17 protein-coding genes and 1 tRNA gene are annotated in these 21,097 nt (G+C 70.2%); 13 read left to right on the forward strand and 5 right to left on the reverse strand.

Annotation, left to right across the window (positions count from 1 at the left end):
- The 3 genes from fabI to NMN56_RS32330 form a co-directional block, all read right to left on the reverse strand.
- Positions 1-771: an enoyl-ACP reductase FabI gene (fabI, locus tag NMN56_RS32320; RefSeq protein ID WP_274046806.1), complete on the reverse strand. Its 771-nt coding sequence runs from the start codon at positions 769-771 to the stop codon at positions 1-3.
- A gap of 367 nt (positions 772-1,138) precedes the next feature.
- Entirely contained in the window at positions 1,139-3,748 is a 2,610-nt protein-coding gene (gene lanKC, locus NMN56_RS32325) for a class III lanthionine synthetase LanKC (RefSeq protein WP_274046807.1), read from the reverse strand.
- Complete coding sequence (locus tag NMN56_RS32330) at positions 3,745-5,040, reverse strand: beta-ketoacyl-[acyl-carrier-protein] synthase family protein (protein WP_274046808.1); 1,296 nt, start codon at positions 5,038-5,040, stop codon at positions 3,745-3,747. The genes lanKC and NMN56_RS32330 overlap by 4 nt, the downstream gene beginning before the upstream one ends.
- A gap of 204 nt (positions 5,041-5,244) precedes the next feature.
- On the opposite strand from NMN56_RS32330, the gene NMN56_RS32335 reads away from it, so the two are divergent.
- From NMN56_RS32335 to NMN56_RS32345, 3 genes are read left to right on the forward strand one after another with little or no spacing between them, the layout of a single operon-like run.
- Positions 5,245-6,237 carry a ribonucleotide-diphosphate reductase subunit beta gene (locus tag NMN56_RS32335; RefSeq protein WP_274046810.1) on the forward strand — a complete coding sequence of 331 codons (993 nt, stop codon included), beginning with the start codon at positions 5,245-5,247 and terminating at the stop codon, positions 6,235-6,237.
- The gene (locus NMN56_RS32340) at positions 6,234-6,482 is read left to right on the forward strand and encodes an acyl carrier protein (RefSeq protein WP_274046811.1); all 249 of its coding nucleotides are present in this window, start codon (positions 6,234-6,236) and stop codon (positions 6,480-6,482) included. Before NMN56_RS32335 ends, NMN56_RS32340 begins: the two co-directional genes overlap by 4 nt.
- Positions 6,479-7,723 carry a cytochrome P450 gene (locus tag NMN56_RS32345; protein ID WP_274046812.1) on the forward strand — a complete coding sequence of 415 codons (1,245 nt, stop codon included), beginning with the start codon at positions 6,479-6,481 and terminating at the stop codon, positions 7,721-7,723. Before NMN56_RS32340 ends, NMN56_RS32345 begins: the two co-directional genes overlap by 4 nt.
- Positions 7,724-7,989: 266 nt before the next feature.
- On the opposite strand, the gene NMN56_RS32350 is transcribed toward NMN56_RS32345, so the two are convergent.
- Positions 7,990-9,420, reverse strand: coding sequence for a class I adenylate-forming enzyme family protein (locus tag NMN56_RS32350; protein ID WP_274046813.1), 1,431 nt, complete (start codon positions 9,418-9,420; stop codon positions 7,990-7,992).
- Between the two features lie 53 nt (positions 9,421-9,473).
- Between NMN56_RS32350 and fabG the strand changes: the two genes are divergently transcribed.
- The 8 genes from fabG (at position 9,474) to NMN56_RS32390 (ending at position 16,107) form a co-directional block, all read left to right on the forward strand.
- Positions 9,474-10,190 carry a 3-oxoacyl-ACP reductase FabG gene (fabG, locus tag NMN56_RS32355; protein WP_274046814.1) on the forward strand — a complete coding sequence of 239 codons (717 nt, stop codon included), beginning with the start codon at positions 9,474-9,476 and terminating at the stop codon, positions 10,188-10,190.
- Positions 10,191-10,343: 153 nt separating this feature from the next.
- Positions 10,344-11,195 carry a hypothetical protein gene (locus NMN56_RS32360; RefSeq protein ID WP_274046815.1) on the forward strand — a complete coding sequence of 284 codons (852 nt, stop codon included), beginning with the start codon at positions 10,344-10,346 and terminating at the stop codon, positions 11,193-11,195.
- Positions 11,196-11,201: 6 nt separating this feature from the next.
- Positions 11,202-11,272, forward strand: a tRNA-Gln gene (locus tag NMN56_RS32365).
- 126 nt (positions 11,273-11,398) lie between these two features.
- Positions 11,399-12,898 carry a bifunctional UDP-N-acetylglucosamine diphosphorylase/glucosamine-1-phosphate N-acetyltransferase GlmU gene (gene glmU, locus NMN56_RS32370; RefSeq protein WP_274046817.1) on the forward strand — a complete coding sequence of 500 codons (1,500 nt, stop codon included), beginning with the start codon at positions 11,399-11,401 and terminating at the stop codon, positions 12,896-12,898.
- 131 nt (positions 12,899-13,029) lie between these two features.
- Entirely contained in the window at positions 13,030-14,007 is a 978-nt protein-coding gene (locus NMN56_RS32375) for a ribose-phosphate diphosphokinase (RefSeq protein WP_274046818.1), read from the forward strand.
- Positions 14,008-14,223: 216 nt separating this feature from the next.
- Complete coding sequence (locus NMN56_RS32380) at positions 14,224-14,823, forward strand: 50S ribosomal protein L25/general stress protein Ctc (RefSeq protein WP_274046819.1); 600 nt, start codon at positions 14,224-14,226, stop codon at positions 14,821-14,823.
- 118 nt (positions 14,824-14,941) lie between these two features.
- Entirely contained in the window at positions 14,942-15,535 is a 594-nt protein-coding gene (pth, locus tag NMN56_RS32385; RefSeq protein WP_274046820.1) for an aminoacyl-tRNA hydrolase, read from the forward strand.
- Positions 15,536-15,594: 59 nt separating this feature from the next.
- On the forward strand, positions 15,595-16,107 hold the full coding sequence (locus NMN56_RS32390) for a hypothetical protein (protein WP_274046821.1): 513 nt from the start codon (positions 15,595-15,597) through the stop codon (positions 16,105-16,107).
- 151 nt (positions 16,108-16,258) lie between these two features.
- On the opposite strand, the gene ppc is transcribed toward NMN56_RS32390, so the two are convergent.
- Positions 16,259-19,009: a phosphoenolpyruvate carboxylase gene (gene ppc, locus NMN56_RS32395; RefSeq protein WP_274046822.1), complete on the reverse strand. Its 2,751-nt coding sequence runs from the start codon at positions 19,007-19,009 to the stop codon at positions 16,259-16,261.
- A 224-nt stretch (positions 19,010-19,233) separates the two neighbouring features.
- Here ppc and NMN56_RS32400 point away from each other — a divergent pair, with 224 nt between their 5' ends.
- Positions 19,234-20,307: an acyl-CoA desaturase gene (locus tag NMN56_RS32400; RefSeq protein WP_274046823.1), complete on the forward strand. Its 1,074-nt coding sequence runs from the start codon at positions 19,234-19,236 to the stop codon at positions 20,305-20,307.
- Between the two features lie 43 nt (positions 20,308-20,350).
- Positions 20,351-21,034 (forward strand): TetR family transcriptional regulator, encoded by a 684-nt coding sequence (locus tag NMN56_RS32405; RefSeq protein WP_274046824.1) that lies wholly within the window; start codon positions 20,351-20,353, stop codon positions 21,032-21,034.
- Positions 21,035-21,097: the final 63 nt, after the last annotated feature.

Consider the following 21,097-nt stretch of genomic DNA (forward strand, 5'->3'; position numbering starts at 1 on the left):
TCAGTCTCCGGTCATATGGCGCCCGCCGTCCGCGTGCACGATCTGCCCGGTGGTGACGGGCAGCCAGTCGGACAGCAGGGCGAGGCAGGTGCGGGCGACGGGCCCGGTGTCGTCCGGGTCCCAGCCGAGCGGCGAGCGCGCGTGCCAACCCGCTTCGAACGCGGGCCCGTTGTCGTCGATGTGCGCGGCGGCGAGCGTGCGCAGCGGTCCCGCGGCGACGAGGTTGACGCGGACGCGCTCGGGCCCCAGCTCGCGTGCGAGGTAGCGGGCGCAGGCTTCGAGGCCCGCCTTGGCCACGCCCATCCAGCCGTACCCCGGCCAGGTGCGGCTTCCGTCGAAGCCGAGCCCGACGATCGAGGAGCCCTCCCGCAGCAGCGGGCGGCAGGCGGTGGCGAGGGCGGTGAGGGAGTAGACGGAGGTGTGCATGGCCGTGGCCACATCGGGCCAGGGCGCGTGCGGGAACCCCTTGTCCAGGCAGCTGGGCGGCGCGTACGCGATGGCGTGCAGCACGCCGTCGACGCGGTCGGTGTGCTCGCCGAGCCGGTCGGCGAGGGTCGCGAGGTGGTCCTCGTCGGTGACGTCGAGGTCGACGACGGGCGCCGGCTGCGGCAGTCCCTCGGCCAGCCTGCGTACGAGGCTGGGCCTGCCGTACGCGGTCAGCACGATCTCGGCGCCCTCGCGCTGCGCGGCGCGGGCGACGGCGTAGGCGATGGAGCGCGGGGTGATGACACCGGTGATGACCAGCCTCTTCCCCTCAAGCAGGCCACTCATCGGCCGTCCCCCTCTTCTCCGGTGAAGCTGTTGCTGTAACTGTTCGTGAAGCTGTTGCTGGGGCCGCCCTTGGCGCTTTGTGCGGGGCCGCTCGTGCCGCTGTTCGTCGGGCCGTCCCGTCACGGAGCCGTTCCCCATTGGCCGGTGCCGGGACCGGCTGGTGCCCCGCCCGGCATCGGACGGGGCACCAGCGCGGGGCGTCAGCAGCCGTTGCTGACGGAGCTGACCAGGCGGGTGGTCTCCTCGGCGGGAGCCTCCAGGCCCTGAAGGTCCAGGATCTGCGACATAGTGGTTTTCCTCCTCTCCGGTTTTCCGTAAGAACCCGATCGCACGACGTGCGGCGGGAGTCCGTTGTCCGGGCCGCGGCTCATGGGGCGCGGTCCGGGGCCAGGAAGGGCAGGGGCGCCCGGTTGCCGTCCAGCGCGGCCGACAGGGCGAGCAGGATTCCGGCGCTGCCGGTGGCCAGGTCCATGGAGAGCCTGCGCAGCTGCTCCCCGGGGAAGGCGAGCTGCCCCCGGTAGGACATGGCGTGCCAGTGCAGTGCGGACAAGTGGTGGCGCAGCGCGGGGTCTTGGGCGTCGTCCCCTCCGGCTCCCGCACCCGTCGCGTCGTCGCGCCGCAGCCGGGCGAGCGCGGCGATCAGCCCTGCTCTGCCGCTGAACAGGTGCGGTTCCAGGGTGAATTCGACGCTGAGTGCCTGGCGCAGCCTGCCGAGTGCGGTGCGCAGCCTGGCGTCCTCGCGGTGTGCGAGCGCCTCGGCCGCGACGAGGGCGATGCCGGCGCTCCCCGTCTCCAGGTAGGGCAGCGTCCTGAAGCCGCCGTCAGCCTGGAGTGTGCCGTCCGGTGCCTCGGTGCACAGGTCGAGGTCGTGGTGCAGTGCGCGGAACGCGCTGTCCAGGTGCGGCGCGTGGCCCGTGGCCTCGTACAGCCGCAGGAGGAAGAGCGCGGGTCCGCTCCAGCCCCGCAGCAGTCCGGCGCGGCTGCCGTGTCCCCGGGGCGCCCGGATGCCCGGGGCCTCGCCCGAGGCGACGGCTTCGGTGACGCGGCCGGCCAGCGCTGTGGCCTCGTCGCGGTAGGCGGCGGTACCCGTACGGGCGTGGAAGTGCAGGAGGTTCAGGCCGATACCGGCCATGCCCCTGGCGAGGCTCGCGTCCCGTAGCGCTCCGGTGGCGGGCCGCGCTGCGTCGATCAGCTCTTCCGCCGCCGCACGGTGCCCGAACTCCTCCAGTACGTACGCGACTCCGTGCGCCCCGTCGTAGAAGCCGGCCCGCTCGGGCCGCTCCCGTACGGCGGCCCGCAGCAGCCAGTCCTCGTGCTCGGGGCTGTGCCCGGCGCCCGTGGTGCGCAGGGCCCAGAGGACACCGGCAGCGCCGTGCGCGAAGGTGAGGCCGTCGGCGGTGAACTGCCGTACGTCGCCGGGGAAGAGCCGGTCCTCGCGCTCGGGTGTGGCGGCCAGTTCGATGCCCCGTGCGAGGGAGTCGCGCAGCTCGGGCCAGCCGCTCGCGGCGGTGACGGTGCGGGGTGTGCGCAGCGGTTCGGGGGTCTGGCGGGACGGGGGTGCGAGCCGTGCGCCCAGCGTTCCTGCGGGCAGCGCGAAGCGTTCCTCGGCGGTACGGGCCTGCTGTGCGAGCCGGTCGGGGTCCAGCTCGCGCAGGTTGGTGAGCGGGAGGAGCAGCCAGATCCGCAGGGCTTCCAGCGCCTGGAGGTCCGCCTCGGTGCCGGTGGTGTCCGGTTCGGCGAACCCGGGGTTGCCCAGGCCCTTGCGTGCCGGGGAGTCCGCGTCGTCGGCCAGCTCGAAGTCGACCAGGGAGACGGTGTCTTCCTCCCCCTCCCCTGCCTCTCCTGCCCCGGAGCCGGAGTGCACCAGGATGTTGCCGGGGTGCAGGTCGCCGAAGGACATGCCGCGGGCGTGCACACCGGCGACGATGCCGGCGATCTTCTCGACGAGGGCCAGCGCGCGCCGGGCGTAGGCGGCCGTCGCGCTCTCGCCGGGCGCGTGGTGGGTGAGCGGGTAGTGCGCGGCGAGCCAGGTCTGGAGCGTCTCGCCCGGCATCTTCCGCACGGCGAGGAAGTGGTGCTCCCACACCGTGCGGTACTCGTACAGCTCCGGTATGCCCGGCAGTCCGGCGAGGCGCTCCAGCGCCCGCCGTTCCCGCTGGAGGCGTGCCACGGCGTCGGCGCCTGTGCCGTCGAGCCCCGCGTGCGGGCGGGCCTCCTTCAGCACGGTCTCGCGTCCCGCGCTGTCGCGCCCCGCGTAGACGCCGCCGCCGTTGGAGAAGTGCAGGGCACTCTCGATGCGGTACGGGAAGTCGGCCGCCGAGCTCTCCTCCTCGTGCGCCGCGCGCTGCCGGGCGAGGAAGCCGGGCACCTCGACCCAGTCGGGTACCTCGAAGACGGGCCTGCGCCTGTCGGGTACGAGGGTGCCGTCGGGGCGTTCGACGGCGTGTACGGGTGTGCCGTCGTCGTCGGGGCACCACCGGGTCCTGAAGCCGCCGTACCGCACGTAGAGAGGTCCGTCCTCCCAGCGCAGGTCGGTGAGGATGTAGGGGCCCTCTTCGCCCTTGAGCCGCTGGCCGAGCGCGGTCAGGGTCTCGTGCAGCCGGTCGGGTTCGGGGTAGAGCGTGACGAGCTTGCCGCTGGAGGAGCGGGGCGCGTACTTGAGGCTGTGGGCCGTCAGTACGTCGGTTCCGCGCAGGAACTTGAACGGGACGCGGTGCCGTACGCAGTACTCCCAGGCCGTCCCGACGAGCCGGCGTGCGTTGGCGGGGGTGCCGGATATGTGGATCTTCCAGCCCTGGTCCGCCATGCGGTGGTCCTCGGGCACGTGCACGATCCATACGTCGTTCTCGCGGCGGCGCCAGCCCTCGGCGGCCTCGGCGCGGGTCTGCGCGAACTCGCTCGCGCTGTCCCCGGCGGGCAGGTCGTAGAAGACGGGGTCGGCGTGGCAGTAGGGCTCGGCGGGTGGTCTCTCGCTCATCGCCGCACCTCCGTTCCCGTACCGGCGCCGGCAGCGTCCGTACCGGTGGCGGCGTCGGCAGCCCGGATGACCAGTACGGCGTTGTGCCCGCCGAAGCCGAAGGAGTTGCTGAGCACCGTGCGGGTGGAGCGGTGGCGCGCGGTGTGCGGGACGAAGTCCAGGCCGGTGTCCTCGGGTTCGTCGCAGTTGACGGTCGGCGGGAGGATTCCCGTGCGGATGGCCTGGATGGAGGCGATGGCCTCCACGGCGCCCGCGGCGCCGATCATGTGGCCGGTCATCGACTTGAGGGAGCTGATGGGCACGCGGGGTGCCAGGTCGCCGAAGACGGTGCGGATGGCGCGGCTCTCCACGGCATCGTTGAGCCGGGTGCTCGTACCGTGTGCGCAGATGTAGTCGACGTCCGCGGGTGTGATCCCCGCGTCGGCCAGCGCGCCCGCCATCGCCTCGCGGGCGCCGAGCCCTTCGGGGTGCGGCTGCGTGGCGTGGAACGCGTCGGTCGTCGCCCCGTATCCGGCGATCTCGGCGAGCGGGACGGCACCGCGCCTGCGGGCGTGTCCGGCGGATTCGAGGACCACGACGCCGGCGCCCGAGGCGATGACGAAGCCGTCCCTGTCCTTGTCGAACGGGCGGGACGAGGCAGGCCCCTCCTGGCGGGAGAGAGCCCCGGCGTTGGCGGCTGCCGCGACATCGACCGGGTTGACCGCGTCGTCGGCGCCGCCCGCGATGACGACATCGGCGTATCCGTGCCGGATCAGCCGCATGCCGTCGCCGATACAGGTCGAACCCGTGGCGCAGGCGGTGGCGACACCGGCCGACAGGCCGCGGGTGCCGAACCGGGTGGCGATCTCGGTGGAGGAGCTGTCGAGCCCGCCGCCGGAGGCGAGGTACGGGGTCATGCCGCGCACCCCGTGGTCGCGCAGGTCCAGGACCGCCTGGTGGGTGAACTGCCCGGCGCCGTAGCCGGATCCGACCAGCACCGCCGTACGCGGCGCCAGTTCCTCATCCACCTTGAGCCCCGCCTGGTCGACCGCCTGCTGCGCCGCCGCGATGGCGAACTGGGCGTGCCTGTCGATCCTGCGGGCGAACTTGTTGGGCATGTAGGCCCGCGCGTCGAACTCCTTGATCTCGCCGGCGAACCTGACGGGCAGCGCGTCGGTGCCGAACCGCGAGATGCGGTCGATGCCGCTGCGGCCCGCTGTGGCCGCCGCCCAGAAGTCGGTGACACCGGAGCCGAGCGGAGAGATCAGCCCGCAGCCGGTGACCACCACGCGGGGGCCGTTGGCGTTCTGCATGACGTTCCTCCTGTTCTCAGCTCCGTCGGCGGGGACAACCAGAGCCTGACACGGTCGCAACATCATAGTCAAGAAACTTGACCCGACATCTTTCGACCAACCGCTGCCGCCCTCCCCATCTTAGATTGACGAACCGGCAATAGTGCGGTTGAGTCAGTGTCATGAACAGTCATATAGACCCCGTGCTGGTAATGGAGCATTGACATGGGTCGTTGGAGTACCTTGCTGCTCGATGACGCGTCGCTGAGCGAGATGCCCCGGCTCCCGGTGGCGGACGTACTGCGCCACGCGGACCTCGTCACCGAGCAGAAGCCGCACCCCAAGGCGCTCTACGAGCGCTGGGAGGACCAGCAGTGGTCGGCCCAGGCCATCGAACTGGGCCCCGACCGCGAAGACTTCGAGCGCCGGCTGCCCACAGACGCCCGCAAGCTCGTGGAAGAGGCCATCGCCACCTTCATCATCGGCGAGTACACCGGGCTCGACCTGCTCGCGCCCATCCTCACCGGCGCACCCGACGAAGAGGGCCACCTCTACCTCGGCACCCAGGTCGCCGACGAGACCCGCCACACCCGCCTGATGCTGCGCCTGGGCGAGGAACTGCTCGGCCTGGACCCCGACCCGCAGCGCATGCTGGTCCAGGCGTGGAACATGGTGACCCCGCCGCACCGCGACCTCAGCAGGCTGGAGACCGAGGTCATCCGCGACCTCCAGGAACACCCCTCCGACTACCGCCGCTGGCTGCGCGCCGTCGCCCTCTTCCACCTCATCACCGAGGGCGTCCTCGCACTCGTCGGCCAGCGCGCCATCATCAACGCGCTCTACGACATCCCGCTGCTCTCCGGCGTCAAGGCCGGCTTCACCGCCATGTGCAGGGACGAGTCACGCCACGTCAGCTACGGCCTGCACGCGCTGCGCCAGGGCGTGGCCGAGGGATACGGCGACGACATCCGCGACATCGTCGAACAGGCGGGCCCCATCGCCCTGCGCATCGGCGAAGGCGGCGGCACCGCCGAAGGACCCCGCGGACTGTCCCTGCACGACCTCAGCATCGCCAGCCTGCACCGCCAGCTGCGCCAGGTCGGCATCGAGCGCAGCTTCGGCGACCACGTCGTCGGCCTCGCCACCAAGAACGCGCCCGCCGGCACCCCGGCACACACCACCGAAGACAACGGAACCGAGAGGAACACACACTCATGACACGGGAATCGATCGTCTCCTCGCTCGCCGACATCCTCAACGAGGTCGCCGACGTCGAACCCTCCGACGTGGCCTACGAGAAGACACTCGCCGAACTCGACGTCGACTCACTCGCGATGATCGAGATCATCGTCTCCATCGAGAAGGTCTTCTCGATCAGCCTGCCCGACGACGAGCTGAAGAGCCTGCGCACCGTCGGCGACATCGTGGACAAGGTCGAGAGCCAACTGGGCGCCGCGGCGTGACGGCCACGGCCGCCGAGCTGCGCAGGGCCGTACTCACCCTGTTCGACCCGCGCGGCTGCCCCGACCCGTACCCGCTCTACGCGCTGCTGCGGGACGAGGCACCCGTCTACCGCACCCCCGAAGGCACCGTCATCGTCAGCCGGTTCACCGAGTGCGACAGGGTGCTGCGCGACTCCACCTTCCGCGTCGAGGACGAGGACTTCGTCGCCCGTACGCTCCCGGAGCGCAAGGACAACATCACCGTCGTCTCCCTCATGGGCGAGATGGTCAACAAGAACTCGCCGCACCACGAACGGCTGCGCAGGCTGGTCAGCAAGGCGTTCACACCCCGCCGTGTCGCCGGGCTCAGGCCCGCCGTCGAACGCCTCGTCGACCAGCTCCTCGACGGCATGCAGGCCGAGGCAGCCGAGGGACCCGTCGACCTGATGTCCCGCTTCGCGCTGCCGCTCCCGGTGACCGTCATCGGCGAACTGCTCGGCATCCCCGAGAACGAACGCGCCTGGTTCGGCCCCCGGGTCGAGACGGTGACGGCCGCCATCGAACGCGACCTGTCAGAGCCGTACCTCGCCGCGAGCGACACCGCCATGCGGGAACTGTGGGACAGGCTGGGCAAGCTGGCGGCCGACCGCCGCGCGGCACCGCGCGACGACATGCTCAGCACGCTCATCAAGGCACGCGACGAGGACGGGGACCGGCTCAGCGAACGCGAACTGCTCGCCAACCTCGTCCTGTTGTACTCCGCCGGATACGAGACGACGAGCAACCTGATCGGCAACGGACTCGTCGCGCTCCTGGAACGGCCCGAGCTGCTGGCGCGGCTGCGGGCCGAACCGGACGGCATCGACGCGTGGATCGAGGAGATGCTGCGCTTCGACCCGCCCGTCCAGATCGCCTCACGCTGGGCCGGAACCGACACCGAACTGGGCGGCGAGCCCGTCGGCGAGGGCACCTATGTGATCGCGCTGCTCGCCAGCGGGAACCGCGACCCCAGGCGGTTCGACGACCCGGAGAGCTTCGTACCCGGCAGGTCCGAGGGCTCCTCGCTGACGTTCGGCGCCGGGGCGCACTTCTGCCTCGGCGCCGCGCTGGCCCGGATGGAGGCGCAGATCGCCTTCCCCCGGCTCCTGGAACGGTTCGAGGACATCGTCCACGCGAACGGGCCCGCCCAGCCCCGCAGTTGGCTCACCGCGCTGCGCGGATACCCGGAGCTGCCGCTGAAACTGGTACCGCGCGGCACGTGAGGCGCGAGCACCACACGGACGCGCGCTCCTGTGCGAGCGGGCACCACGCGGGGCCCTGTCACGCGGGGTCCTGTGGCGAGCGGGCACCACGACAGGAGGGCCGGGACACGGGATGGCCACGACTCCCGCACCCGGCCCTCCGCCATGCGCGGGCCCACCTCACGCGTGACGCGCCGCACGCCGTGCCGGGCGGGATGGGGCGGGGGCTGGGCCGGGACCCCGCCGGCTCCCCGCCCCAGCCCCCGCCCCTCAACCGGGGCCCGGCCTCAGCCGAGCAGCGCCCGAAGCGCCGCCACATCGACCTTCCCCGGCCCCCGCGTCGGGAACTCCCGTACGACATGCACCGTGTTGGGCCACTCGTACTCCGCCAGATGCGCCACGATCCGCGCCCGCCACTCCTCCGGCAGCCCACCCCCGGGGTCCTCGACGACGAAGTGCAGCGAGTGGCCGCGCCGTTCGTCCTCCACGGCGACGACCTTGACACCGCGCCCGCACGCCTCCGCCTTGCGCTCCAGCCGCTCGGGATACAGCGTGAACCCCATACGGTCGACCGCGCGGTCCCGCCCCAGCACCGTCAGCCTGCCCCCGGCATCCAGCAGACCCAGGTCACCCGTCGCGTACCACTCCCCCGCCGGCGCCGGATCGAGCGTGCCGTCAGGCAGGAGGTACCCCTCCATCAGATCCGGCGAGCTGACCTCGACATGCCCGCTCTCCCCCGGGACGGCCTCCGCTCCGTCCCGGACGACGCGCACCCGGACACCGGGCAGCGGACGCCCGCAGTGCACCGGGTCGCCGGGCGTGGCCAGCGCGATGTTGCCCAGCTCCGTCATCCCGTAGCCGTCGAGCAGCGGCCTGCCCAGCGTCTCCTCGAACTCGCGCGCGAGCGGCGCTGCCAGCGGCGCACCGCCCACGCCCCAGATCCGCACGTTCGCGAGAGGCCCGCGCAGCGCGGGGCGGCGGCGCAGCACCCCGAGCAGCGTGTGGTACGTCACGGGCGCCGCGTCCACGGCCGTCGCCCCGTACTCGGCCGCCTGCTCCACCGCGGTACCGATGTGCTGATACGGGGTCACCAGGAGCGTGCAGCCCGCCATCCACCACAGCAGGACGACGGACAGCCCGTACTGGTGCGAGAAGGGCAGCAGCGGCGCGAGTACGTCGTCGGGGCCGTAGCCCATCGCCTCGATCGTGCGCAGCGTGTTGCCGCGCACGGCCCGGCCCGACCTGACGACTCCCTTGGGGCGCCCGGTCGTTCCCGAGGACCAGAGGATCACGGCGTCGTCGCGCGCGAACCACTCCGAGAGGTCGAGCTGAGCGTCGGCCCCGGCGCCCCGTGCCGCTCCCGCACCGGCCCCGGCGTCGGTGGTGGGCAGCGCGCGGTAGTCGACGGTCTTGACGCCGGGCAGATCCGCCACCGCACCACTGGTCAGCAGCCAGCCCGCACCTGCCTGGCGCGCGGACAGCTCCAGGTCGGCGGGGACGGTCTGGCGGTGGTCGACGGGCACGAGCGAGGTGCCCAGGCGCATCAGCGCCAGAAGGGTGACGAGGTAGGGCGCCGAGTTGTCGCCCTGGATCAGCACCCGGTCCGAGGAGCGGACGCCGAGGCCGTGCAGCGCGTCGGCCGTGCTCAGTACGCGGTGCGTGATGCCGACGGCGCCGGGCGCCTCCGCCGGGTCGAGGAGTCTTCCTGAACGGGTCATGGGGATCCCCCTAGCAAGGAGTCAACTTTAGTCAAGTCTAGTATCGTTCAGTCATGACCCCGGCACGAACCGCTCTTGTCACAGGTGGAAATCGAGGCATAGGCAGGGCGATAGCCCAGTCACTCGCCGACTCAGGCCACCAAGTAGCAGTCACATACCGTGACTCGCCCCCGAAGGACGCCACCGGCCTCCACCCCGTGCGGTGCGACGTCACCTCGGCCGCCGACATCGACGACGCCTTCCGCAGGACCGAGGAGGAACTCGGAACCGTCGAGATCCTGGTCGCCTCGGCGGGAATCGTGCACGACCGGCCCCTCATCGGCATGACCGAGGACCAGTTCACCGCCGTCCTCGACACCAACCTCACCGGCGCCTACCGCTGCGCCGCCCGCGCCGCACCCCGCATGCTGCGCGGACGCTGGGGCCGCATCCTGTTCGTCGGCTCCGTCACGGGCCTGACAGGCAACGCGGGACAGGCCAACTACGCGGCCAGCAAGGCGGGCCTTGTCGGCATGGCCCGCTCACTCGCCCGGGAGTTCGGCCGCCGCGGCGTCACCGTCAACACCCTGGCACCCGGCCTCATCGACACCGACATGACCGCCGACCTCAGCCCCCGGCACCGCGAGGAACTCACCGCCGCACTCCCCGTCCCCCGCATCGGAACCTGCGACGACCTCACCGCAGCCGCCCTCCTGCTCACGGGCGAGTCCGCCGGCTACATCACCGGCGCCGTCCTCCCCGTCGACGGCGGCCTCAGCATGGGCGCCTGAACCCCGGGCCCCAGACCCACGGAATCCCTCATTCCGTGCCACTTGCCCATGCGGGCTCCTCCCCGCAGGGAAACGAGGGTTCGCCCACCCGATCTGCTGAACGAACAGGACTTCCCCCACACCGGTACGGACCCGCCCCGAAGACTCGCCCCCATGAGCGAAACCTACGAACACCTACGCGCCCAGGCCGTGGCCCTCCGCCGCGAGGGCCTCAGCCGCCGCCAGATCCGCGACCGCCTCGGAGTCCGCAACAACGACCTCCTCAACCGCCTCGTCACCGGCGAGCCGGCCCCCGCCTGGACCCGCCGCCCCAACGCCAAGGACGACCAGCGCGCCCGAGCCCGCGAACTGCGCCGCGCGGGCATGACCTACGACCAGATCGAACTGGAACTCGGCGTCTCCAAGAGCTCGATCTCCCTCTGGGTCCGCGACCTCCCGAAACCCGCGCCCCGCACCCCCGAGGAAGCCTCCGCCATCGCCCGCCGCGGCTGGGAGCGCACGCTCGAACTCCGCGACGAGCAACGCCACCGCACGAGGTCCGCAGCGACCGCCGAGATCGGCACCGTCAGCGACCGCGAGCTGTTCCTGATCGGGGTGGGGCTGTACTGGGCTGAGGGGACCAAGAGCAAGCCGTATCGGCGCTCCGAGAACGTCAGCTTCGTCAACAGCGACCCGGACATGATCAGGCTCCATCTCGCCTGGCTGGACCTGCTGGAGGTGGAGAGCAAACGCCGGCGCTTCCACGTCATGATCCACGAGTCCGCTGACGTGGAAGCTGCCGAGAACTACTGGGCAGACCTCGCCGGGGTGCCGAGGAGTGCCCTGATGAAGACGGTCCTGAAGAAGCACAACCCCAAGACCGCCCGCAAGAATGTAGGAGACGACTACCGTGGCTGCCTGACCGTCCGCGTCCTGCAAGGCGCCGAGCTTTACCGTCGCATCGAGGGCTGGTGGTACGGCATAGTATGTGGTGCCCGATCAGCCGAAGAGGCAAATCGGACGTAAGGGTAATCCCGGGTCGACTAAGGGCAAGTCAGCGGTTTTTGGTGCCGTCGATGGGGGTTCGAATCCCTCCCCGGGAGCTCACAGCACTCAGAACCTCAATTCGGGTCCTGACCGCGCAGGTCAGGACCCGCGCTCATGTCCGGGCGAAAACCCCCCGGTATTCTGCGAGCAGCACCCCACCCCCGAAGCCGAAGGGCACCCCCGTGAGCGCCAATCGCCCGGCAGCCGTCGTCGTTCTCGCAGCGGGTGAGGGCACCCGCATGAAGTCGGCGACACCGAAGGTCCTGCACGAGATCTGCGGCCGATCCTTGGTCGGTCACGTCGTGAACGCCGCGCGGGCCGTCGATCCCGAGCATCTGGTCGTGGTCGTCGGGCACGCGCGGGAGAAGGTCACCGCGCATCTCGCGGAGAGCGCGGGCGAGGCCCGTACCGCGATCCAGTACGAACAGAACGGGACGGGGCACGCCGTCCGCATGGGCCTGGAGGAGCTGTCGGGGAGCGGGGTCGCGCTCGACGGCACCGTCCTGGTGACGTGCGGTGACACCCCGCTGCTGACGGGCGGCACGCTCCAGCGGCTGGCCGAGACGCATGTGGCGGATGGCAACGCCGTGACGGTGCTGACGGCCGAGGTGCCCGACGCGACGGGTTACGGGCGGATCGTGCGTGCGCGTGCCGACGGCGGCGCGGTGACGGGGATCGTCGAGCACAAGGACGCGAGCGAGGCGCAGCGTGCGATCCGGGAGATCAACTCGGGGGTGTTCGCGTTCGACGCGCGACTGCTGACGGAGGCGCTGGGCAAGGTCCGTACGGACAACAGCCAGGGCGAGGAGTATCTGACGGACGTGCTCGGCATTCTGCGGGAGGCGGGGCATCGGGTGGGTGCTTCGGTCGCGGCGGATCACCGGGAGATCGCGGGGATCAACAACCGGGTGCAGTTGTCCGAGGCGCGCGGGATGCTCAACGCGAGGCTGGTGGAGGACGCGATGCTCGCGGGTGTCACCGTCGTGGATCCGGCGACGACGTGGTTCGACGTGGGTGTGACGTATGAGCCGGATGCGATGGTGCATCCCAACTCGCAGTTGCTGGGCGCCACTCATCTCGCCGGCGGTTGTGAGGTGGGCCCGAATTCGCGGCTCACGGACACCCGGGTCGGTGAGGGTGCGGCGGTGAGCAACAGCGTCACGAAGGGTGTGGAGATCGGTGCGGGTGCCTCTGTCGGTCCGTACACGTATCTGCGTCCGGGTACGCGGCTGGGCGCCGGGGTGAAGGCGGGCAGCTTCGTGGAGATGAAGAACTCGGAGATCGGTGAGGGGACGAAGGTTCCGCATCTGTCGTATGTGGGTGATGCGGAGATCGGTGAGCACAGCAACATCGGTGCGGCCAGTGTTTTCGTCAACTACGACGGTGAGGCCAAGCACCGCACGACGGTGGGGTCCCACTGCCGTACGGGTGCGGACAACATGTTTGTGGCGCCTGTCACGGTCGGTGACGGTGCTTATACGGCTGCCGGTTCTGTGATCACGAAGGATGTGCCGCCTGGTTCGCTCGCGGTGGCGCGTGGCCAGCAGCGGAACATCGCGGGCTGGGTGGCGAGGAAGCGTCCGGGCAGTGCGGCGGCGCAGGCAGCGCAGGCGGCGGAGGCCACTGAGGGTGAGGGCGGGGAGTCCGGAACGCCCGGTGGGGCGGCACCGGGGAACGGTTGACCGGGTACACGGTCGTATGAGACCAGGCGTACGGTTGGGGTGAGCCGGACTGGCCACCAGGCCGAAACCCGACGAGCCGCTGAGCCGCCGACGAGCCGCTGTGCGGCGCACCACACAGGGAGACAACAGCAGTGACCGGGATCAAGACGACCGGCGAGAAGAAGCTCATGCTCTTCTCCGGCCGCGCCCACCCCGAACTCGCCGAAGAGGTCGCGAAGCAGCTCGGTATCGGCGTGGTCCCGACCAAGGCTTTCGACTTCGCCAACGGCGAGATCTACGTCCGTTTCCAGGAGTCGGCGCGGGGCGCTGACTGCTTTTTGATGCAGAGCCACACGGCTCCCATCAACAAGTGGGTCATGGAGCAGCTCATCATGATCGATGCGCTGAAGCGTGCGTCCGCGCGGAGCATCACTGTCATCGTGCCGTTCTACGGTTACGCGCGGCAGGACAAGAAGCATCGGGGCCGTGAACCCATCTCGGCGCGTTTGGTGGCGGATCTGTTCCAGACGGCGGGTGCTGACCGCATCCTGACCGTGGATCTGCACACGGATCAGATCCAGGGGTTCTTCGACGGCCCTGTGGACCATTTGTTCGCGCTGCCGCTGCTGGCGGACTATGTGGGCGCGAAGGTGGACCGGGACAAGCTGACGATCGTGTCTCCTGACGCGGGCCGGGTGCGGGTGGCGGACCGCTGGGCGGACCGGCTGGGTGCTCCGCTGGCGATCGTGCACAAGCGGCGTGATCCGGATGTGGCGAACCAGGTGACCGTGCATGAGGTCGTCGGTGTGGTGGAGGGCCGCGTGTGTGTCCTGGTCGACGACATGATCGACACGGGTGGCACGATCTGTGCCGCGGCGGACGCGCTGTTCGCGAACGGTGCCGAGGACGTCATCGTGACGGCGACGCACGGTGTGCTGTCGGGTCCTGCGGCCGACCGTCTGAAGAATTCGAAGGTGAGCGAGTTCGTGTTCACGAATACGCTGCCGACTCCGGGTGAGCTGGAGCTGGACAAGATCACGGTGCTGTCGATGGCGCCGACGATCGCCCGCGCGGTGCGTGAGGTGTTCGAGGACGGCTCGGTGACCAGCCTGTTCGACGAGCAGGCGTAGGTACGGCGTACGGCGGCGTGGTGCGATCGGCACGCTGATCGATTTCCGACCGGCCTCTCTTGACGAGTAGACTCTGCGAGTCGCTCGGCGAGGGAGGCCGGAGCCGTTTTCAGGCTCGGGGGTTCCGTTATCGACGCGCGCTCTCCGTAGCAGGTCCGTCGGGACCGAGTGGCATCGCATGTTTCTGTTCCGCTTTCGTCTACGAGGAGCGCCGTCATGGCTGAAGTCAACGTTTCCGCCACTATCCGTACCGAGTTCGGCAAGGGCGCTTCGCGCCGTCTGCGCGCGGTGGAGAAGGTTCCGGCGGTCATCTACGGCCACGGTGCCGAGCCCGTCCATGTCGTGCTTCCGAGCTACGACATGATGATGGCGCTGAAGAACTCGAACGTTCTGATCAACCTGGATGTCGAGGGCAAGCGCGAGCTGGTCATCCCGAAGGCCGTGCAGCGTGAGGCGATCCGTGGCTTCCTGGTCCACATCGACCTGCTGACGGTGATCAAGGGCGAGAAGGTCAACGTGGATGTGCCGATCCACGTCGACGGCGAGCTGGGCCCTGGCCAGCACCTGGTGGAGCACGTGTACAACGCGCTGCCTGTCGAGGCCGAGGCCACGCACATTCCGGAGAGCGTGACCGTTTCGGTCGAGGGTCTGGTCGCGGGCGACCAGATCGCCGCGAAGGACATCAAGCTGCCCACGGGCACGTCGCTGGCGATCGACGGCGACGAGACGGTCGTCCAGATCCTGTCCGCGCAGGCGGAGGAGCCGGCTGCCGAGGGTGAGGGCGAGTCGGCCGGTACCGAGGGCGCGGCCGAGTAGGTCCGTACTCCGCAGCGTCCTGCCGTTGCCGGCACGCTGTTTTCGCTGTTCCCGGGCGCCGGGTGGGTCGTCGTGGCCTGCCTGGCGCCCGGTGTCCGATGAACCGGAGGATTCTGACATGTCGGCCGGCCAGGATGTGTGGCTCGTCGCGGGGCTCGGTAACCCGGGTCCCGGTTATGCCGGTAACCGGCACAATGTCGGCTTCATGGTCGCCGACCTTCTCGCGTCGCGTATGGGCGCGAGGTTCAAGACGCACAAGGCGGCCCGCGCCCAGGTGCTGGAGGGCCGGATCGGGGTTCCGGGTGTCTCAGGTCACCGGGTGGTGCTGGCGAAGCCGATGTCTTTCATGAATGTCTCGGGCGGCCCGGTGAAGGCCCTGCTGGATTTCTACGGGATTCCCGTGGAGCGCCTGGTGGCCGTGCACGACGAACTGGACATCGACTACGGTGCTCTGCGCCTGAAGCTGGGTGGTGGCGACAACGGCCACAACGGCCTCAAGTCCCTCACCAGGGCCCTCGGTCCCGACTACCACCGGGTCCGTTTCGGTGTGGGCCGCCCTCCGGGCCGTATGCAGGTGGCCGATTACGTGCTGAAGGACTTCTCCACGGTGGAGCGCAAGGAGCTCGGCTATCTGGTCGACCGCGCGGCCGATTCCGTTGAGTCACTTCTGGTGGACGGGCTGGAGCGGACGCAGAGCGCATACAACTCCTAAGCACACAAGCGGGATTCAGAGGTTGACCGGCTGCCGTTCCGTGGCCAAGGATCGCCGCCATGTCGCCCAGGACCCGCACAAGTACGAAACGCAGCCGTACGCGCCGCTTGGGCGAGAGCGCGTACGGCGTTCTGCTGCTGGCACGTACGGGGTTGATGGCGCTGATCGCGCTGGTGCTGGTGGTGGCGGGGGTGTGGACGTCGTGGGGGACGGCGGGGCCCGCGATGACGGGCAAGGAGCGGGGCACGGTGACCGTGCGTACGTGCGGTGACGACGAGTGCGAGGGCACGTTCAGACCCGCTGGGCCGTCGGCGCCCGAGAAGGTGCTGCTGGCGAGATCCGTCTCCGGGGGGAGGGGCGAGACGCTGGATGTCGCGGTGAAGCCCGGTACGGACCACGTCGTGAGGACGGGGCCTGCCGGGATTCTTTATGCCTGGGTGCCGTTGGGCGGCGCGCTGCTGCTGGCGTCGCTGGTGGTGGCGGGCGGCCTGCGGATGCGGCGTACGGCGGTGGGGATGGGGCTGGCCGGGGTGCTGGTGATGGGCGGCGCGTGGGCGCTGCTCGCCTTCTGAGCGGCGAGCGGCGCCCACGCGTGCCGGAGTGCCGGGGGCCGGGCCCGGGGCTGACCGTGAGCCTCTGGGCCGTGCGGCCCCGTGACCCCGTGGCCCCGCTGCGGCCTCCCGGGCCCCGCGGCCTCCCGGGCCCTGCGGGTCTGCGCCCTGCTCAGCCGGTGTTGCGCAGCCCTGCTGCCACTCCGTTGACGGTGAGCAGGAGGGCGCGGCCGAGGTTCTCGTCGGGCTCCTCGCCCGCTTCGGCCGCCTGCCGCTGGCGGTGCAGAAGGGAGACCTGGAGGTAGGAGATCGGGTCGAGGTAGGCGTCGCGGATCTTGAGGGTCTGCTTGAGGACGGGGTCGGCCTCCAGCAGCTCCTCCTCTCCCGTTATACGCAGGATCTCCGCCACGGTGAGGGCGTGTTCGGCCTCGATGGTGGAGAAGACGTGCTTGAGGTTCTCGGGCACGAGGGTGTCGACGTAGTGCCTGGCGATCCGCAGGTCCGTCTTGGCGAGGGTCATCTCCACGTTGGAGAGGAAGTTGCGGAAGAAGTGCCAGTGCGCGTGTGCCTCTTCCAGTACGCCGTCGAGCCCTGCCTCGCGTGCGGCCTTCAGGCCGGTTCCGACGCCGTACCAGCCGGGGACGATCTGGCGGGACTGGGTCCAGCCGAACACCCAGGGGATGGCGCGCAGTCCGTCGAGTCCCGCGCCGGTGTCGGGGCGGCGGGAAGGCCGCGAGCCGAGGTGGAGTTCGGCGAGCTGGTCGACGGGTGTGGAGGCGAAGAAGTAGGCGGGCAGGTCGGGGTCTTCGACGAGCTGCCGGTAGGCGCCGTGTGCCGCGTCGGAGACGGTGTCCATGGCCGCGTCCCAGCGCGCGAGCGCCTCGTCGGACTGGCGGGGCGAGGTGTGCAGCGCCGATGCCTGGAGGGTGGCGGAGACGGTGAGTTCGAGGTTCTCGCGCGCCAGCGACGGGACCAGGTACTTGTCGGAGATGACCTCGCCCTGTTCGGTCACCTTGATCTCGCCCTCCAGGGTGCCCCAGGGCTGGGCGAGGATCGCGTCGTGCGTGGGGCCGCCGCCGCGGCCGACGGTGCCGCCCCTGCCGTGGAAGAGCCGCAGCCGTACGCCGTGGCGGTGTGCGACGTCGCGCAGGCGGCGCTGGGCGCGGTGGATCTCCCACTGGCTGGTGGTGATGCCGCCGAACTTGGAGGAGTCGGAGTAGCCGAGCATGACCTCCTGGAGGTCGCCGCGCAGTGCGACGAGCTTGCGGTAGGAGGGGTCGGAGAGCATCGCGTCGAGGAGCTTGTCGGCGATGCGCAGCTCGTCGGTGGTCTCCAGCAGCGGAACGATGCCGATCTTGGCCCAGCCGGCGTGCAGGTCGATGAGCCCGGCCTCGCGGGCGAGGACGGCGGCGGCGAAGACGTCGTCGGCGCCCTGGCACATGGAGATGATGTAGGACTCGACGACCTCCGGCCCGAAGGTCTCCAGGGCCTTGCGTACGGTGCCGAAGACGCCGAGCGTCTTGGCGCCCGCCGCGTCCAGGGGCGCGGGGCTGGGTGAGAGGGGCCGGCGGGAGCGCAGTTCCTTGGTGAGGAGGCGCTGGCGGTACTCGCGCGGCATGTCGGCGTAGCGCCAGGACTCCTCGCCGAGCCGGTCGAAGAGCTGTCCGAGCGCGTGGTGGTGCGCCTCGGCGTGTTCGCGTACGTCCATGGTCGCGAGCTGGAGGCCGAAGGCGGCCGTCGTACGCACAGCGCGCTCGACGCGGCCGTCGGCGACGAGGCTGCCCCGGTGTTCGCGGAGCGACTCCTGGATGAGGGCGAGGTCGTCGAGGAGTTCGCCGGTGCCGAGGTAGTCCCAGCCCTCGGCGTGGGGAAGCCCGTCGGCCAGCCGGGCGCGGGTGTTGAGCAGCTTCTGGCGGATACATGTGGCCTTGAGCCGGTAGGGCTCTTCCGCGTTGAGGCGCTTGTAGCGGGGGCTGATGTCGGGGAGGCGGGCCAGATCTCTTTCGAGTGAGTCCAGCAGTTCCTGCGTGGCGCCGCAGTTGCGGATCGAGTTGGAGAGGGCTCCGCGCAGCTCGTCAATGTGCGCGAGCGCGTCGGTGATGCCGTGCTCGTGCTGGAGGATCAGCACGTCCCAGGTCACCTCGGGGGTGACGTTGGGGTTGCCGTCGCGGTCGCCGCCGATCCAGGTGCCGAAGGTGAGGGGGCGGGTGCCTGCGGGGAGCGGGGCTCCGGCGCGTTCGAGTTCGGCCGCGAGGTCTTCGAGGACGTCGCCCACGGCGCCGCGGTGCAGCTCGTCGAGGTAGTAGATGGCGTTGCGCGCCTCGTCGGCGGGCTCGGGGCGGGCGACGCGCAGCTCGTCGGTCTGCCAGATGAGGTCGACGTTCTCGGCGAGGCGCAGGTCGGTGCGGCGGCGCTCGCTCGGGTCGGTGTCCTCCAGCAGCTCGGCGATCCGGCGGAGCTTGGTGAGGACCGAGCGGCGGGCCGCCTCGGTGGGGTGCGCGGTGAAGACGGGGCGCACGGACAGGTTGCGGGTGGTCTCGGCGAGGTGCGTGGGGTCGGCGTCCTTGAGCATGTCGGCAGTGCGGGCCAGGATGCCGCCGTCGGTGGCGCGGCGTGCCCGCAGCTCGCGGCCCCTGTGGACCTGCTCGGTGACGTTGGCCAGGTGGAAGTAGGTGGAGAAGGCGCGTACGAGCTTGGTGGCGGTGACCAGGTCGGTCCTGCCGAGCAGGGCTGCCGCTGCTTCGCCGTCGCTGCGGGTCAGGGCGCGTACGCGTTCCACGAGGTCGAGGAGCTCGGCACCTTCCTGGCGTACCAGCGCCTCGCCGAGGAGGTCGCCGAGGCGTCGGATGTCGGCGCGGAGGGCGGTACTGGCCTCTTCCGTGGCGATCTCGGTCTGATGCTGGTTGCTGTCGGCACTGCTCACAGGTGCGGCTCCCTTGCGGCTTTGCTTCTGGGCAGGTGGCGGACCGCGCTGTCCGACCTTTCAAGGATAGGTCGGGCTGTGCGTGGTACAGCACTCAGTCCGAAGGGTGGGCGCTGACCCCTGAGCGGTCCGTACCCCTCTTGTTCCGTACGGGACGGCTGCCATACTTACGACGCCGTAGGTTACGGAACCGTAGCCAACCATCGTTCCAATGAGGGACATCTATGACGACAAGCCCCGACGTGCTCGACAGTTCGCCGAAGGCTGCCACCACCGACGGCTCGGCCGCAGGCGCAGACACATCCGGAAACCCTCTCCCGTCCGCCACGCTGGGCGGTGAGCAGCGGCGGTCGGTTGAGCAGATCGCGCTGCTCGCGTTCATCGCCGTCCCGTTCATCGCGCTGGTCGCCGCGGTGCCGCTGGCGTGGGGCTGGGGTGTGAGCTGGCTGGATCTGGGTCTGCTGGTCGCGATGTATTACATCGGCTGCCACGGCATCACCATCGGGTTCCACCGTTACTTCACGCACGGCGCCTTCAAGGCGAAGCGGCCGTTGCGCATCGCTTTGGCGATCATGGGTTCCATGGCGGTCGAAGGACCCCTGGTGCGCTGGGTCGCCGACCACCGCAAGCACCACAAGTACTCCGACGCCGACGGCGACCCGCACTCGCCGTGGAAGTACGGGGAGACGGTCCCGGCCCTGATGAAGGGCCTGTGGTGGGCGCACATGGCGTGGATGTTCGACGAGGAGCAGACGCCGCAGCACAAGTACGCACCCGACCTGATCAAGGACTCGGCGCTGCGTGCCGTCTCGCGGCAGTTCGTGCTGTGGACGGTCATCTCGCTGTTGATCCCGCCGCTGGTCGGCGGCCTGGCGACCTGGTCGTGGCAGGGTGCGGCGACCGCGTTCTTCTGGGGCTCGCTGGTGCGGGTCGCCCTGCTGCACCATGTGACGTGGTCGATCAACTCGATCTGTCACGCCGTCGGCAAGCGCCCCTTCAAGTCCCGTGACAAGTCCGGGAACGTGTGGTGGCTCGCGGTCCTGTCCTGCGGCGAGTCGTGGCACAACCTGCACCACGCGGACCCGACCTGTGCCCGGCACGGCGTCGAGCGCTGGCAGATCGACTCCAGCGCGCGCATCATCCGCTGGTTCGAGAAGGCCGGCTGGGCGTACGACGTGCGCTGGCCCAAGCAGGACCGGCTGGACTCGCGCCGTTCCGACGGCGACACCCCGCGCCGCCCCGACGCCAAGGGACAGAAGGAATCCCGCCGCGAGAAGGAGCCGGCGCAGGCGGCATGATGCTGTTCTGCCAGTGAGACAAGAGGGAAGGGCCCCGGACCCCGTGCCGACCGACGAGAGCGCCTCCGCATTCAGTGCGGAGCCGCCCCCCGCCAGCAGCACCAAGAAGCGCACACGCCGCCGGATGACCGGCAAGGAACGCCGCGAGCAACTGCTGGACATCGGCCGCACCCTCTTCGCCGAACGCGGCTTCGAGGGCACCTCGGTGGAGGAGATCGCGCACAAGGCAGGGGTCTCCAAGCCCGTGGTCTACGAGCACTTCGGCGGCAAGGAAGGTCTCTACGCCGTGGTGGTCGACCGGGAGATGCGCCGTCTCCTCGACATGGTCACCGGCGCGCTCACCGGCGGCCACCCGCGTGAGCTGCTCGAACAGGCCGCGTTCGCCCTGCTCGACTACATCGAGCAGTACACGGACGGCTTCCGCATCCTCGTCCGTGACTCGCCCGTCGCCCAGTCGACGGGCACGTTCGCCTCGCTGATCTCCGACATCGCCACCCAGGTCGAGGACATCCTCGGCCGCGAGTTCAAGTCCCGCGGCTTCGACCCCAAGCTCTCCCCGCTCTACGCGCAGGCCCTGGTCGGCATGGTCGCCCTCACCGGCCAGTGGTGGCTCAACGTCCGCAAGCCGAAGAAGGCCGAGGTCGCCGCGCATCTCGTCAACCTCGCCTGGCACGGCCTGGACGGCCTGGAGCAGAAGCCCCGCCTCATAGGACACCGCCGCAGCTGAGCCCTCACCCCGCCGGTCACCCGATGTGATGACCGTCGCCGAATCCGGCGGCTACCGTGGAAG

The organism is Streptomyces iconiensis (assembly GCF_028657195.3).
Lineage (GTDB): Bacteria > Actinomycetota > Actinomycetes > Streptomycetales > Streptomycetaceae > Streptomyces > Streptomyces iconiensis.

Excerpts from the sequence above, each read along its gene's own strand:
- pth (WP_274046820.1), top strand. The coding sequence starts at position 14,942 with ATGTCGGCCGGCCAGGATGTGTGGCTCGTCGCGGGGCTCGGTAACCCG.
- fabI (WP_274046806.1), bottom strand. The coding sequence starts at position 771 with ATGAGTGGCCTGCTTGAGGGGAAGAGGCTGGTCATCACCGGTGTCATC.
- NMN56_RS32335 (WP_274046810.1), top strand. The coding sequence starts at position 5,245 with ATGGGTCGTTGGAGTACCTTGCTGCTCGATGACGCGTCGCTGAGCGAG.
- NMN56_RS32400 (WP_274046823.1), top strand. The coding sequence starts at position 19,234 with ATGACGACAAGCCCCGACGTGCTCGACAGTTCGCCGAAGGCTGCCACC.
- NMN56_RS32350 (WP_274046813.1), bottom strand. The coding sequence starts at position 9,420 with ATGACCCGTTCAGGAAGACTCCTCGACCCGGCGGAGGCGCCCGGCGCC.
- fabG (WP_274046814.1), top strand. The coding sequence starts at position 9,474 with ATGACCCCGGCACGAACCGCTCTTGTCACAGGTGGAAATCGAGGCATA.
- NMN56_RS32390 (WP_274046821.1), top strand. The coding sequence starts at position 15,595 with ATGTCGCCCAGGACCCGCACAAGTACGAAACGCAGCCGTACGCGCCGC.
- NMN56_RS32340 (WP_274046811.1), top strand. The coding sequence starts at position 6,234 with ATGACACGGGAATCGATCGTCTCCTCGCTCGCCGACATCCTCAACGAG.
- NMN56_RS32380 (WP_274046819.1), top strand. The coding sequence starts at position 14,224 with ATGGCTGAAGTCAACGTTTCCGCCACTATCCGTACCGAGTTCGGCAAG.
- lanKC (WP_274046807.1), bottom strand. The coding sequence starts at position 3,748 with ATGAGCGAGAGACCACCCGCCGAGCCCTACTGCCACGCCGACCCCGTC.
- NMN56_RS32360 (WP_274046815.1), top strand. The coding sequence starts at position 10,344 with ATGAGCGAAACCTACGAACACCTACGCGCCCAGGCCGTGGCCCTCCGC.
- NMN56_RS32330 (WP_274046808.1), bottom strand. The coding sequence starts at position 5,040 with ATGCAGAACGCCAACGGCCCCCGCGTGGTGGTCACCGGCTGCGGGCTG.